The following is a 14,246-nucleotide window of genomic DNA, read 5'->3' as shown; positions in this document are numbered from 1 at the left end:
ATCACTCCTCTCCCATCATACCTGCTTGAAGTTGGTACATTTTATAATAAGTACCGTTGAGAGTTAAGAGTTCCTCGTGAGTGCCTGATTCGATAATTCGTCCTTGCTCCATCACATAAATACAGTTAGCATCCTGAATAGTGGACAGGCGGTGAGCGATGGCAATAGTCGTTCGTCCTTGACGCATTTTTCTCAGCGAAGCCTGAATCAGTTCCTCAGTCTCTGAATCAATATTGGCGGTTGCTTCATCCAAAATTAAGATTTTAGGTTTGCTTGCAATTGTTCTAGCGAAAGCTAGCAATTGTCTTTGACCACTCGAAAAAGTCGCCCCTCTCTCTGTCACCGGGCTATCGTAGTTTGCAGGTAGCCGACTGATAAAGTCGTGCGCGTCAACAAATTTAGCAGCTTCTATAATCTCTTCTCGTCCTAGATTTTCTTGATACATTTTGATATTAGAAGCAATGGTACCATGATAAAGGAATGGGTCTTGAAGAACTAATCCAACATTGCGACGCAGTTCAGCTTGGCCGTAATCCTTAATGTTTTGATTATCAATTAAAATTTCTCCTCTTTCAAATTCATAAAAATGCAGAAAGAGATTGATGATAGAAGACTTGCCTGAGCCCGTTGCACCGACAAAAGCAATTGTCTCCCCTTGTTTGACTGAAAATGAGATATCCTTAAGAATATCATGCTTGCCATCATATGAAAAGGAAACATGCCGAAATTCAATCTTTCCATCTGTAATCTCTAGCCGTAAATTGGTTTGCTTAGGTTCATAATCTTTACAGTCCATGATTTCAAAAACGCGGTCTGCAGCTACCATAGATGTTTGCAAAACAGAATAATTCTGCATCAAATCAATCAAAGGATTAAAAAGCTGATTGATATATTGGACAAAGGCATACATAACTCCGGCTGTTACTCCTGCAATTTGCCAAGTAAAACCAAAATAAGCTAAAATGACCGCATAAGCTAAAATTTTCAACAAAGACATGGCTGGCCGCAGAAAAAGGCTATTAATATTAAGATAGCGAACTGTATAATCCAAATGCTCACCGTTAATAGTTTCAAATTCCTTTATTAATCGATTTTCCTGACCAAATGCCTGAATAATACGCATTCCCTCAATACTTTCAGAAAGTTTAACATTCAAATCGCTTAGTTTACTTCTGACAAGCTTGAGGAGACGATGAGATAAGCGTTGATAAAGCAAAATGGAACCTAATATGACTGGTAAAAAGAGTACAATAAGACCTGTCAATCGCCAATTCAAGCTAAACATCGTCACCAATGTTACAACAAGAATAAAAATAGAGCTTAAAAAACTTGAAAAAATACTACTAAACATATCTGCAACCGCTTGTGTATCATTTGTCAAACGGGAGACAATCGCTCCTGCTGGGGTCTGATCAAAATAGACCATCCCTAAATGTTCAATATTTTCAAAACTTTCCTGACGCAAATCACGTACAATGCTATGTGCCACACGCGCAAAAGAATATTGTCCCAAGAAAGTAAAAAACACTCGCAAAAGAAAAAGAGCATAGTACATAATCAGAACATAAAAACCTATCATAATCTGATAACGACTAATAAAATGGTCAATGAAATAGCGAGCTAAAAGTGGCAAAGTTGTCGTTACCAAGGTTGTCGCAAAGATGAAAACGAGCGCCAAAATGCTAATCCATTTATAACGCCACATATAAGTTAGAAGGCGATAAAAGGTTACTTGTTTTCTCATTATTGATCCTCCTTTAGATTTTCTGCCAATTGTTGTTTATGATAAGTTTGTGCATACCAACCATTTTGAGTTAATAATTCTTGGTGAGTACCCCGTTCTTTAATTCGTCCATTTTCCATCACTAAAATCAAATCAGCATGAACAACTGCTGACAGTCTGTGGGCGGTAATAATAGTTGTTTTGTCGTCTCTTTCTGTTTTGAGGTTTTTCAAAATCAAGCGTTCTGTTTTAGCATCAACAGCAGATAAAGAGTCGTCCAATATTAAAATATCTGGTTTAAGAACAAGTGCTCGACTTATTGCTAAACGTTGCTTTTGTCCCCCTGAAAGAGACACACCTCTCTCACCAACAATCGTATGAAAACCTGCTGGCATGGCAACAATATCTTCATAAAGACCACACAGCTTACTACTTTGAATCACTTCATCATCTGATAGACTTGGATTTGCAAATCGAATATTATCTATAATTGACATTGCAAAAAGAACCTGCTCCTGCGGTACATAACCAATCAAACTCCGCAAATCCTTTAATCTATACTCTCGAATATCATGATCATTCAGATAAATATCACCTTCCTGAATATCTTGTTCTCTCATCAGTAAGCGCAAAAGTGTTGTCTTACCAGAACCTGTTTGTCCGACGATTCCTAGCGTTTGCCCTTTTTCTAATGAAAAATGAATATTGGACAAAGTTGCTGTTTCCTCATAAGAAAAACATTTAATGTTATAGACCAAACGACCGTTTTGGATAGGGGAAACGGGATTTTTTACCTCTTTAACATCAGTATTTTCTACTAGTAGTCGCTCAATCCGCTCATAAGAAACTGCCCCCCTCTGGCTAATATTAAAAAGATAACCCATTGCCTGCAAAGGCCACACTAACATATCCAGATAAGTGATAAATGTTACTAATTCTCCAACTGTAAATTGTCCTCTAGAGATGAACAGTCCACCAAAAATCAAGGTTAAAGCATAAGATAAGCCGATGAAAATCAACACCATAGGATCAAAGAGAGAATTGTATTTTGCAGCTAGAATATTTTTTTCATAGACATCCTGATTTATTTTTGCAAAAGATTGACTTTCTGCTGTTTGATAGCCAAATGATTTAGTCACTTTAATTCCCGAAACACTTTCCTGCACCTTATTGTTCAAATCAGAAAAAGCTTCTTGGGCTGCCTTAAAACTCTCATGATTTTTTCGCCCAATTAGACTCGTTCCCCAAGAAAGAAATGGCAATGGTAAAGTGGCAATCAAAGTCAGGCGCCAGTCTAAAACAAAAAACATAGTCAACAGCGTTACCAGAGCTGTGATAGTGGCATCTACTGCCGACATAACGCCTCCACCTGCCACGCTCACAACTGCATTAATATCATTTGTTGCATGCGCCATCAAGTCTCCTGTTCGATATTTTTGATAAAAAGACGGAGACATTTTAGTAAAATGCTCAAAAAGCCGAGAACGCAACAGTCTTCCCAAATGATTTGCTGTACCAAAAATATATAGCCGCCAAAGATAACGCAGTCCATACATGATAAAAGCTGAAGCAAGCAAAACCGAAAGATTTAAAACTAATTGGTTTGATGTTAGATTTCGACTAGCAATACGGTCAACTACCACACCAATTACTCTAGGGGGGATTAAATTAAAAACACTAACCAAAGACAAGGCTAGAATTCCAATTATATACCGCTTTCTCTCTAGCTTGAAAAACCAACCTAATTTTCTGATAAGATTCATATTCTCTCCTCAATTATTGCTGATTACCATTATACACTATTTTGTACAATCACTCGTAAAAATAAAACACAGTCAGTGCAAGCTAACTGTGTTTCTCATTTCTTTTTGGTTAATGTAAAACTTTCGTCCAAAAGAGCAAAAAGTTCTATATCTGTTAAAGTATCATCCAAGGGCAGGCTAAGCCAATATTTTTTGTTCATGTGAAAGGCTGGGTAGATCCCCTTTCTCTGAATTAGCTCTACCACATGTTCATTCTTAATATTAAGTATCTCAATAATACCACTTCGATCTGCTTCAAACTTAGACCAATCTGTAGTCAGAAAGGCCCCATACCATTTTTTACTGTCCTGATGACGGAAAACTCCAGCTTTGGTAGAACTCTTCCTGGAAGACTTTTCCCAGAGGTATTCTAGCTTTCCATCATAGGTTTTTGCAACATAATCTTGCAAACGGCTACTCTGTTTATAAAGAAAGCCAACTTCGTCAAAACAGTTAGCTCGAATCATCAGGAAAATCTCTTGACAAGCTTCACGAACCTGTCCGACAAATTCACCCATCATCTGCTCCATTTTGACCTGCACGTATTCATCGCCTGTTTCTTGATCAAGCACTTGGTAGTCCAGCTTCTCACCCTGTAATTTTAGTTGTAATAAAAAGTCGCCCTTCATTATTTCCTGAGAATAAACAAACTCTACTCCTCTTTTTTCAAAACCAAAGGCTTGTAATTTTTCTGGATTTGCTTGGTATTTCTCAAATAAGTCTAACATGATTTTTACTTTCTAAAATACAATTTTGGTGCCATGAAGTTGGTTCACGCCAAGATTTGCGATAATTTCATCACGATTATTAACCGTAATACCACCTCCTGGTAAAATTTCAATTCGACCAGCTGCATGCTTTATCAAAGTATTTAACCAGAGAAAATGATTTTGAATCGGCTCTGTAGCTACTCCTCCATGAGTTAAGATTCTACTCACACCATGTTCGATTAACCAATCTATTGTACTGAACTGCTGTTCCTTTGGAATAGCATCAAAAGCCATGTGAAAGACGATTTCTAATCCTTGAGCAGCTTCTACCAACTTTTCCATTTTTAGATAATCAATTTCATTAGCAACTGTCAATGCACCAAACACTACACCATGTGTACCAGCTTTGCGAGCCATTTGAATATCCTCTAACATGATTTTCATTTCTAAATCATTGTATACAAAATCTCCTCCACGTGGACGAATCATCGTTATAACAGTTGTATGATAAGGACTCACTAACTCTACAGCTGCTTTTATGACACCATAGCTAGGCGTCGTTCCACCCACCGCCAGATTATCACAAAGCTCAACCCTCCGAGCACCTGTTTGCATGGCTTTTTCCAAATCAGTCACGTTTTCTGCACAAAATTCATAAATCATTTTTGACCTCTTCTATATGAAACAGTTTTCTTGACCATTATAACACAATCTTTATTTATTCCTCAAACTTCTTTGCGACTCGTTGACACCAATCTAACCAATTTTTCTTGTAATCCGACACAGACAAAATCCGATTTTCTAAATCTTTTATTGTAGCAATACCTATTTTGTCACAAACTTGAAGACAATAGGAATAGAACTCCCAATTCAAATCGTCTTTTTCTGCATAAACTGGAATCTCTTCAAAACCAGCTTGATAAGCTATAAATGCTCTACTGTGTCCATCAGTAAAAAAGATTTTGTCTTGGAAGCGCTTAATTGGCAAGGGTTTTAAACTACTTATGTTCTTTGTATCAAACCATGTCTGAACCTGCTTTAGTTTCTCTTCTGAAAGATAAAATTGACTTGGTTGAATAGCTGATAAAGGAAGCAGTAAATCCAAAGCATAGCGATGTCCTTTTTTAGTCTTTTCTATGGGATAAAATCCTACCGATTCAAACATCTTTTTAGAAGCAGTATTGTAATCATAAATTTCTCGAACATACAAACGTTCATAGCCCAGCTGACGTCCACGTTCAATTAATGCTTGAACAACGGTCTTCCCGATTCCATGACCACGATAATCTGAGTTACCAATAACAATAGGCATATCCTCTTGCCAAAAACTTACATCACCAATTGGCATCCAATTTTCATTTATCAGAATCTCAATAAAATACACTTCTCCATGCTGAGTAAGATAGTCATACATTTTCTTGATTCGCTGAAGTGTATAAGGCTCTCTACTACCATCAATCAAACGGATTACATCAGGATTCTGATACCAAGAAAAAGCTAGATGAGCTTGTCCATCATACTTTCGCAAACGTAAGGAAGAATGAATAGCAATATACTCTGGCTGTTCCAACATATCTATCATAGTTTTCTCCTCTTATTAATATTCTAACAAACATAGTACCTACTATTTAAGAATTTTGTTTACTTTATCGAAATTTCTCTTGACATTATCTGTAAAAACAGTAAAATATACTTATGTGTATACAGTAAATGGAGGGGATTATGAAACCAAAAACAAAAAACCAATTTATAACTCTCACAGCTCTTTTGACAGCGCTAGCTATTGTCATTCCTATGATTATGCCTGTAAAAATTATTATTCCACCCGCTTCTTATACGTTAGCAAGCCATGTCCCTATCTTTTTAGCCATGTTTATCTCTCCTTTGATGACTTTAGTCGTTATTCTAGGTTCCACCTTTGGATTCTTAGCAGCTGGTTATCCTATTGTTATTGTTCTTCGTGCCTTATCTCATCTCTTCTTCGGATTGTTAGGTGCTCTTTACCTTAGAAAATATCCTAAAACTTTAGATAAACCAATTCAAACTTGGATACTAAATATTATTCTTGCTTTCGTTCACGCGATTGCTGAAGTTCTTGCTTGTCTCATCTTTTACGCCTCTACTTCTTTTCCAGAAAATATGTTTTACCTTCTCTTCATTCTCGTAGGTGTTGGAACAATTATTCATAGCATCGTTGACTTTATCATTGCACAATTTATTTATAAGACTCTACAAAAAATCCGTTAAACCTTGAATATTTAACGGATTTATTCTACAATGAATTTATGATAAAAAAAAGAAGAACTGATTTATTACAACTTTTAAAAAATGCGGAAACTCCTTTAAATGGTCAAATTCTAGCAGAAAAATTCAATGTTACGCGCCAAATTATTGTTCAAGATATTGCCGTTCTTCGAGCTGATGGTGCTCCTATTATTAGCACAAATCGGGGTTATATTTACAAAATGAACGATACTGTTAAATATTACCACCAGCTTTTTAAAGTCAAGCACACAATTGAAGATATCGAAACAGAATTGTTAGCAATCGTAGACAATGGCGGACGAGTCCAAAATATTATGGTGGAGCATCCCGTTTATGGGGAAATCCAAACGTATCTGAAATTAACTTGTCGCAGAGATGTCCAACATTTTATCCAACAAATTCATGAAAGTAATTTTCGAGGTTTATCTGAATTGACAGATGGCATTCATTATCATTTGGTTGAAGCCGATTCGCAGCAAGATTTAGATTATATCGAAAAAGCATTAGAAAACTTAGGTTTTCTAATGTAAAACATACACAAGTCATTTTAAGTATAGATTTCCAAAAATAGAGCCCGAGTGGCTCTATTTTATTTTTCATCAATAACAATTCTAACTTTTTTATCTTCGGTTGGAACAGAGTAAACAATCGTTCTTATCGCAGAAATTGTGCGACCTTTACGACCGATTACACGTCCAACATCACTTGGATCAAGATCAAGATGATACTCTAAAAACTCAGGTGTATCTTCAATCTTGATAGTTAAGGCATCTGGCTGTGAAATCAAAGGTTTCACTATCGCAATAATGAGATTTTCAATCGTGTCCATATATCAACCTGCACTTCTATTATTTAGAGTATTTTGAATCGTGGAATTTCTTCAATACGCCTTCTTTTGAAAGGATGTTGCGAACTGTATCAGAAGGTTGAGCACCTTTCGACAACCAGTCAAGAACACGATCTTCTTTCAAGGTCACTTGGTTTTCAGCAACAAGTGGATTATAAGTTCCGATTGTTTCAATGAAACGTCCATCACGTGGTGAACGTGAGTCTGCAACGTTGATACGGTAGAAAGGTTTTTTCTTAGAACCCATACGAGTCAAACGGATTTTTACTGCCATTTTTAAAATATCTCTTTTCTCTTTTTATTTTTAGGTATAGCAAAGCTATTACCAACGTACTCTATCATATCACAAGTAAGAATAGGTGTCAAGAAAAAAACTTGACATCTTTAAATTTACCACTCTACAACTTCAAAGACTGTCGCTGTCAAATCTTCAACAAAAGAATCACTAACTTGACGACTATTTCCAGCTACAAGTCTCAAATTGCCAATATCTTCAATGTTGTAACTTTGACCACTTGCATTGAAAATAACGAGATAATATTTCTCATCTTTTACCTCAAAAATAACAATCCCACTTCCTGAATGAGCTGAGTGCACAAAGACGTGCTGGTAAATGTCTTCGTAATGTTGATAAGAAAATTCTTTTGTCATAGTTTTTAAATGGATAATCTTTTTGATGTAGTCAATACTTTCTTGGTGATCAGCTATCAAATCCCAATCCACCTGATTGACAGTGTCAGGAGCGTTATAACTATTCATAGCACGCTCATGATCTTCCTGAATAGTTTGACCATTTTCTCCAGTTGCTATTAGCTTGCTACGTGAAAATTCCTGTCCTAGTTCCATAAAACTCATACCTTGCAACAGCAGATTCATCGCAGTCGCTAATTCAATCCGTTTAGTACGAGTCAAGTCATCATCATCTGGGTGTAGTTCCACTAACAAGTCATGCAAATTATAATTATCATGCGCTTCTACATAGTTCACAACTTGGTTTGGCGTCAGATAAGTCCCTAACTCATTGCTTCCTAATATTGCTTTCGCAATAATAGCCTCTGTTGCCTCTCCACTGACAAAACCAGCTTTTAAGCCACCGTAGACCTCTGCTCCTTTAATCGCATCACGTTCAGTATCATTGAAAAATCCGATATTTGATAATTCAAAAGCATTATCTTTCTTAGCTTTATCAAGAGGAAGCAATCCTGTTCCCATGTCCCATCCTTCTCCATAAGTCAGGATTCTCGGATCAATCTCATCTAACGCTTCTCGAATCTGACGCATGGTTTCAATGTCATGAATTCCCATCAAATCAAAACGAAAACCGTCAATATTATACTCTTTTACCCAATAAAGGAGCGAATCAATCATATATTTCCGAAACATCTCGTGCTCACTAGCTGTCTCGCTCCCTACACCTGTTCCGTTTTGGAAAGAGCCATCTGGATTCATTCGATAATAATAATCGGGCATTGTGGCTTGAAAAGGAGAATCATAGGTAGAATAAATATGGTTGTAGACAACGTCTATTACCACGGAAATGTCTGCATCGTGATAGGCTTGAATCATTGTTTTTAAGTCCCGCATGCCTTGAGATGGCTTTGTTGGATTTGTTGAAAAACTCGTTTCTGGAGCATTGTAATTTTGTGGATCATACCCCCAATTGTAGGTCACATTTCCATGCCAATCATACTCTTTGTGTCGATCAGAGATTGGCTGCAATTGTACAACATTGATACCTAAAGATTGGATATAATCAAATCCCGTCGCTTGACCAGATCGATTTTTAGTTCCTTTTTGACAAGCACCTAAAAAGGTACCTCGGTATTTTTTAGATACACCAGAACTACTAGACTTTGTCAAATCTCGCACATGCATTTCATAAATAACTGCCTGACAAGGATTATCCAAACGCCAAGTCGCTTGTTGGCCTTGTTTCACTTGAAAATGTTTTGGATTTCGCTCTGTAGGTGACAAAATGACAGAGCGTTTCCCGTCTTCAGTTGTTGCTTCGGCGTATGGGTCACGCGTCAATGTTTTGTGATGTTCAAACTCTAATTGATACTGATAAGCTCTATCTGCTAGATCATCTGAAATCACTCGAGACCAAATTCCGATTGTATTTTCAGAATGATCTTTTGAAAAAATTTTCCCTCTTTGTAAGTCATAAACTTTCCAGATTTTCGAGTGGTTACTACCATTCTTATACACCACTAATTGAACTTTTTTTGCAGTTGGTGCCCAAAGTTTAAATTCAGCTTTTTTACCATCATACCGACAACCTAGCCAACCTTGATAGCCCCAATGCTGATCAAAACGTTTGCTATCTAATGCCATATCAAAAGCATGAGGATCTTGCTTTGCATAATACGGACTAGTCATAGCAGCTTGTCGGGAATAATAAACTTGACTGTCTCCTTCAATAATCCAAATTTCCGTCACCAGATGAGGAGGTAATAACTGAATGGAATAATCAACCGACTGGTGAGACCAATCGATTGTTTTTACAATGACATGTACATATCCCAAAGCCTGATTACTCTTATACGATAAATTCCCTTGAATGCCAAAGTCATCTCTCTGAAAAAAAGAAGCCTCCTCTCCCCATTGATTCATTTGCCACTTCCACATATTGTAAGCAGCATAATTGTCTAACTGATTGTGGTAATGAATTAAGACACGATAGTCTAACATCTAATTCTCCTGATTATTTTTATTTTCTAATGACAAAGCGCTATCGCTAATCTCATCAATATTTGCAAAAAATTCTAAATGGTTATGAAGAACTTCTAACTCAACAGGAGTGTCTCCACCATATTCACCATCCAAATTCAACATAAATGGTGCTTTTTTATCTAAAACTTCTAATTTTAATTTACTTGTTTTTAAATATTCTACATTCGCATCAGTCACATGCTGTCCGCCATTGATGGCTTGAATCATTAAGCCCAGCATATCAAATAAGCGAGCAGTTTTCACTAAAATCAAGGTGAAATTTCCATCATCTAACACCGTATCTGGCGCTAATTTTTCAAAACCACCGATTGAATTGGTTAAGGCAACAAAGATTAAAGAGACCTTGCCTTCAAATACACCGTGGTCGTGCTCAATATGTACTTTACGTAATTTAGATTTTGGCAGCATTTCCGCTCCCTTGGCTACATAAGCAAGATAACCAAGGCGCGATTTTACTTCACTTGGAACACTATATGTTAATTCTGTCAAAGTCCCTGCCGCAGCGATATTGATGAAATATTTTTTCCCATAAGCCTGACCAATATCCATTTTTATGGTTTGATCTTTTTCAATAATCCGAGCAGCTGCTACTGGATCTCCCATTGGAATTTTGAGAGCACGCGCATAATCATTGGTTGTACCAGTAGGAATAAACGCCAACTTAGGACGGTTTTCCAACGGTGCCACGCCATTAACCACTTCGTTAATTGTTCCATCGCCACCAGCTGCCACAATTAAATCAAATCCTGCTTTAGCCGCTCTCTCTGCTTCATTTTGAGCTGATAAAGGAGCGGGTGTTGTCTGATAAGCACTTGTTTCATAACCCACATCTTCTAAAACGTCTAAAACTTCTGCGATATTTTTTTTAATAATTTCCTGACCAGAGGTCGGATTATAAATCAATCGTGCTCTTTTTCTAGCTGTTTCCATACAAACCTCTACAAGCTCTCAAGCCAAGATTCATCACGAATGTCAATGCCTAACTCTTGAGCTTTTATTAATTTACTTCCTGCATCTGCTCCAGCAACGACTAAACTCGTTTTTTTAGAAACAGAGCTCGTCACCTTTGCACCTAAACTTTCTAATTTTACTTTTGCTTCTGAACGATTCAATCGTTCTAATTTTCCTGTTAAGACAACGGTCAATCCAGAAAGAACTGCGTTTGCTGCAACTTTTTCACCTAAGTAAGCTAGATTAAGCCCTGCTTCTTTCAATTCTCTCAGTAGAATCTGCGATCCTTCCTGAGCAAAATAACTAGTCAAACTTTCAGCAATCACCATTCCTAGACTATCCAGTGCAACAATTTCTTCTCTTTCTGCTTTTGCTAATTGTTCCAAATCATGAAAATGCTCTAACAAAATCTGACTCGCTTTGCTTCCAACATGGCGAATGCCCAGCCCAAATAGTAATTTCTCTGCTGAATTTTCTTTAGAAGCTTGAATAGCAGAGTACAACTTGTTAGCTGATTTTTCCTTAATATTCTCCAATTGCAACAAATCTTCGACAGTCAAGTGGTAAATGCCAGCCACATCTTTCACCAATTCCTGAGCAAATAATTTCTCCACCACTGCTGGTCCAAGCCCTGTGATATTCATGGCATCACGGCTCGCGAAATGAATCAACCCCTCCTTAATTTGTGCAGGACAGCGCGGATTGATACAGCGCAAAGCCACCTCATCTTCAAAGTGAATCAGCTCGCTGTTGCAACTTGGACAGTTCGTTGGAATCTCTAGTTGCTCTTCTGATTGGCGCCTGTTTTCAACCACTCGCAAAACAGCTGGAATGATATCACCCGCCTTATAAACGATAACTGTATCGTCTTTACGAATATCTTTTTCAGCAATGTAATCGACATTGTGCAGAGTTGCTCGACTGACGGTTGTCCCTGCTAATTTCACAGGTGTAAGATTAGCGGTCGGTGTAACCACTCCAGTTCGCCCAACCGTCCAATCAACCGATAAAAGCTGTGCTTCTTTTTCTTCCGCCGGAAATTTATAAGCAATCGCCCATTTAGGAGCTTTTACGGTAAAACCGAGCTCTTCTTGAACAGATAAATCATTTACCTTGATGACAACACCGTCAATATCATAAGGCAATTGCGCACGTTCGTGATTGATTTGCTCTATAAATCGCCATACTTCATCCATCGAATATGCCAAAATATGCCGTTCATTTACGCTAAATCCATTTTTAGATAACTTATTTAAAACAGCTTCTTGAGTTGACACATCTGTTGGACTGGCTTCTTGATAAAGAAAAGTTGCTAGATTTCGCTTGGCAACAATTGCAGTATCCAACTGACGCAGCGTTCCTGCCGCTGCATTTCTCGGATTTGCAAATTCTGGCTCTCCATTTTCTTGACGCAGTTGATTCACTGCGTCAAAAGAACTACGTGGCATGTAACATTCACCACGAACTGTCAAATTTACAGCAGTTGGCAAAGTTAGCGGAATATCTTTCACCCTTTTTAAATTTTCTGTGATATTTTCTCCGACGGAGCCATCTCCCCGAGTGGCTCCTGCAACCAAAATACCATTTTCATACATAAGAGAAATAGAGAGACCATCAATTTTTAACTCACACAGATAACTCACCTTTGGAAAATCTTTGCGAATCCGTACATCAAATGCCTCTAACTCTTCACGTGAAAAAGCATCCTGCAAACTATATAGCGGATACTGATGTTGGTATTTTTCAAACCCTTCTAAAACCTTACCACCCACACGATGAGTTGGGCTATCAGCCTGAACGAGCTCTGGGTATTGCTGTTCTAAATCTAACAATTCATGATATAACCTATCATATTCACTATCCGATACGCTTGGATTATCAGTTGTATAATATTCATGCGCATATTGATTTAGTAGATTCACCAGTTCTAACATTCTGTCTTTCATATTTCTATTTTATCATAAAACATACGATTCTACAGGATTATTACTGTTAATATCATAAAAAATTTAGACATATCAAATAAAACAGCGTAAAAACAATGATGTCTAAATATTATAAGTATTTACTAGCTAAAATCTGCTGTATTTTTACAAATAATTTAATGAATTTTTTGGTTAAAAAGCTAGAGCCAGCCTACAACTTCAAAAATTATAAATTCAAAATTTAATTGATAAAAAAAGATAAAAGAAGTAAAATATATATAGGTCATTTTCTTTTAATAAAGAAATAATCCAAACAATATAGAGGAGGAATCTTATTGTGAATATTACAATTGCAGGTGCAGGTGCAATGGGTAGCCGGTTTGGTCTCATGTTGCATCAAGCGGGTCATAAGGTCATTTTAGTAGATGGTTGGGCAGACCATGTAAAAGCTATCCAAAAAAATGGCTTGCAGGCTAATTTTAATGGCGAGGAGCTTGTTGCGAAATTGCCAATTTATCTTCAAAACGAAGTAGAACCAACTTTGTCCAGTGATTTAATCATTCTATTTACTAAAGCAATGCAGTTAGAAGCAATGCTAACAGACATTCAGCCATTGATAAAAGAGCACACAAATGTTCTTTGTTTATTGAATGGAATTGGACATGAAGAAATCATTGAAAAATATGTTCCAAAAGAGCATATCATGATCGGAAATACTATGTGGACAGCAGGTATGGAAGGACCAGGTCGAGTGAAGTTATTCGGAAACGGAACTGTTGCACTGAAGAATCTCGTTTCAGATTCAAAAGCGAAACAAGCAGCTGATCACATTGTAGAAATCTTAAATTCTGCTGGATTGAACGCACAGTATTCTGAAAATATCTTGCACGCCATTTATAAAAAAGCCTGTGTAAACGGGACAATGAATGGTTTATGCACTATTTTACTTTCTAATATGGCAGATTTCGGTGACACCACTCCCGCCCATACAATTGTTGAGCGCATTGTCAGCGAATTTGCGGCGGTTGCAAAATATGAAAATGTCGATTTGAATGTTGAGGAAACTGTAGATTACATCGAAAAAAATTGCTACAATCGAGATACAATCGGATTACATCACCCATCAATGTATCAAGATTTGAACGAGCATAATCGTCTGACAGAAATTGATTATATCAACGGAGCTGTCGTACGAAAAGGTCAAAAGTATGGTATACAAACTCCATATTGCTCCTTCTTGACAGAATTGGTTCACTGCAAAGAACAAATATTAGGCGCTAAATAGTTTGG

Annotated in this window: 13 protein-coding genes; 3 read left to right on the top strand and 10 right to left on the bottom strand. The window is 37.1% G+C overall.

Annotated features, from left to right (window positions below; genetic code table 11):
• Position 1 precedes the first annotated feature (1 nt).
• From SCSC_RS04140 to SCSC_RS04120, 5 genes are all read right to left on the bottom strand, one after another.
• A complete protein-coding gene (locus tag SCSC_RS04140; RefSeq protein WP_006269561.1) occupies positions 2-1,744 on the bottom strand; it encodes an ABC transporter ATP-binding protein in 1,743 nt (580 codons plus the stop codon).
• Positions 1,744-3,486: an ABC transporter ATP-binding protein gene (locus tag SCSC_RS04135; protein ID WP_006269492.1), complete on the bottom strand. Its 1,743-nt coding sequence runs from the start codon at positions 3,484-3,486 to the stop codon at positions 1,744-1,746. The genes SCSC_RS04140 and SCSC_RS04135 overlap by 1 nt, the downstream gene beginning before the upstream one ends.
• A gap of 95 nt (positions 3,487-3,581) precedes the next feature.
• A complete protein-coding gene (locus tag SCSC_RS04130) occupies positions 3,582-4,253 on the bottom strand; it encodes an MmcQ/YjbR family DNA-binding protein (protein WP_003069177.1) in 672 nt (223 codons plus the stop codon).
• Between the two features lie 12 nt (positions 4,254-4,265).
• Positions 4,266-4,898, bottom strand: a complete 633-nt coding sequence (locus SCSC_RS04125; RefSeq protein WP_006269549.1) for a copper homeostasis protein CutC — start codon at positions 4,896-4,898, stop codon at positions 4,266-4,268.
• Positions 4,899-4,953: 55 nt separating this feature from the next.
• Positions 4,954-5,817, bottom strand: a complete 864-nt coding sequence (locus SCSC_RS04120; protein WP_006269519.1) for a GNAT family N-acetyltransferase — start codon at positions 5,815-5,817, stop codon at positions 4,954-4,956.
• A gap of 140 nt (positions 5,818-5,957) precedes the next feature.
• On the opposite strand from SCSC_RS04120, the gene SCSC_RS04115 reads away from it, so the two are divergent.
• The gene (locus tag SCSC_RS04115) at positions 5,958-6,482 is read left to right on the top strand and encodes an ECF transporter S component (protein WP_003034468.1); all 525 of its coding nucleotides are present in this window, start codon (positions 5,958-5,960) and stop codon (positions 6,480-6,482) included.
• A 38-nt stretch (positions 6,483-6,520) separates the two neighbouring features.
• Positions 6,521-7,030, top strand: coding sequence for a transcription repressor NadR (locus SCSC_RS04110; protein WP_006269552.1), 510 nt, complete (start codon positions 6,521-6,523; stop codon positions 7,028-7,030).
• 59 nt (positions 7,031-7,089) lie between these two features.
• Here SCSC_RS04110 and kphA read toward each other — a convergent pair whose 3' ends face one another.
• The 5 genes from kphA to ligA all read right to left on the bottom strand — a co-directional run bounded on the left by kphA (position 7,090) and on the right by ligA (position 12,977).
• On the bottom strand, positions 7,090-7,329 hold the full coding sequence (gene kphA / locus SCSC_RS04105; protein ID WP_003001620.1) for an RNA-binding protein KphA: 240 nt from the start codon (positions 7,327-7,329) through the stop codon (positions 7,090-7,092).
• A 19-nt stretch (positions 7,330-7,348) separates the two neighbouring features.
• Complete coding sequence (gene rpsP / locus SCSC_RS04100; protein ID WP_006269499.1) at positions 7,349-7,621, bottom strand: 30S ribosomal protein S16; 273 nt, start codon at positions 7,619-7,621, stop codon at positions 7,349-7,351.
• A gap of 116 nt (positions 7,622-7,737) precedes the next feature.
• Positions 7,738-10,038 carry a type I pullulanase gene (pulA, locus tag SCSC_RS04095; RefSeq protein WP_006269531.1) on the bottom strand — a complete coding sequence of 767 codons (2,301 nt, stop codon included), beginning with the start codon at positions 10,036-10,038 and terminating at the stop codon, positions 7,738-7,740.
• Positions 10,039-11,010, bottom strand: coding sequence for a diacylglycerol kinase family lipid kinase (locus SCSC_RS04090; protein ID WP_006269514.1), 972 nt, complete (start codon positions 11,008-11,010; stop codon positions 10,039-10,041).
• A gap of 8 nt (positions 11,011-11,018) precedes the next feature.
• Positions 11,019-12,977 carry an NAD-dependent DNA ligase LigA gene (ligA, locus tag SCSC_RS04085; RefSeq protein ID WP_022524662.1) on the bottom strand — a complete coding sequence of 653 codons (1,959 nt, stop codon included), beginning with the start codon at positions 12,975-12,977 and terminating at the stop codon, positions 11,019-11,021.
• Positions 12,978-13,293: 316 nt separating this feature from the next.
• Here ligA and SCSC_RS04080 point away from each other — a divergent pair, with 316 nt between their 5' ends.
• On the top strand, positions 13,294-14,241 hold the full coding sequence (locus SCSC_RS04080) for a 2-dehydropantoate 2-reductase (protein ID WP_003069195.1): 948 nt from the start codon (positions 13,294-13,296) through the stop codon (positions 14,239-14,241).
• Positions 14,242-14,246: the final 5 nt, after the last annotated feature.

It is taken from the genome of Streptococcus constellatus subsp. constellatus (genome assembly GCF_023167545.1).
GTDB classification, from domain to species: domain Bacteria; phylum Bacillota; class Bacilli; order Lactobacillales; family Streptococcaceae; genus Streptococcus; species Streptococcus constellatus.
Note: the sequence above shows the minus strand (reverse complement) of the source record. Positions and strands in the feature narration are given on the sequence as shown.

Coding starts and splice junctions, on each gene's coding strand:
- SCSC_RS04110 (WP_006269552.1), top strand. CDS start 6,521: ATGATAAAAAAAAGAAGAACTGATTTATTACAACTTTTAAAAAATGCG.
- SCSC_RS04090 (WP_006269514.1), bottom strand. CDS start 11,010: ATGGAAACAGCTAGAAAAAGAGCACGATTGATTTATAATCCGACCTCT.
- SCSC_RS04140 (WP_006269561.1), bottom strand. CDS start 1,744: ATGAGAAAACAAGTAACCTTTTATCGCCTTCTAACTTATATGTGGCGT.
- SCSC_RS04115 (WP_003034468.1), top strand. CDS start 5,958: ATGAAACCAAAAACAAAAAACCAATTTATAACTCTCACAGCTCTTTTG.
- SCSC_RS04125 (WP_006269549.1), bottom strand. CDS start 4,898: ATGATTTATGAATTTTGTGCAGAAAACGTGACTGATTTGGAAAAAGCC.
- SCSC_RS04120 (WP_006269519.1), bottom strand. CDS start 5,817: ATGATAGATATGTTGGAACAGCCAGAGTATATTGCTATTCATTCTTCC.
- SCSC_RS04135 (WP_006269492.1), bottom strand. CDS start 3,486: ATGAATCTTATCAGAAAATTAGGTTGGTTTTTCAAGCTAGAGAGAAAG.
- rpsP (WP_006269499.1), bottom strand. CDS start 7,621: ATGGCAGTAAAAATCCGTTTGACTCGTATGGGTTCTAAGAAAAAACCT.
- ligA (WP_022524662.1), bottom strand. CDS start 12,977: ATGAAAGACAGAATGTTAGAACTGGTGAATCTACTAAATCAATATGCG.
- kphA (WP_003001620.1), bottom strand. CDS start 7,329: ATGGACACGATTGAAAATCTCATTATTGCGATAGTGAAACCTTTGATT.
- pulA (WP_006269531.1), bottom strand. CDS start 10,038: ATGTTAGACTATCGTGTCTTAATTCATTACCACAATCAGTTAGACAAT.
- SCSC_RS04130 (WP_003069177.1), bottom strand. CDS start 4,253: ATGTTAGACTTATTTGAGAAATACCAAGCAAATCCAGAAAAATTACAA.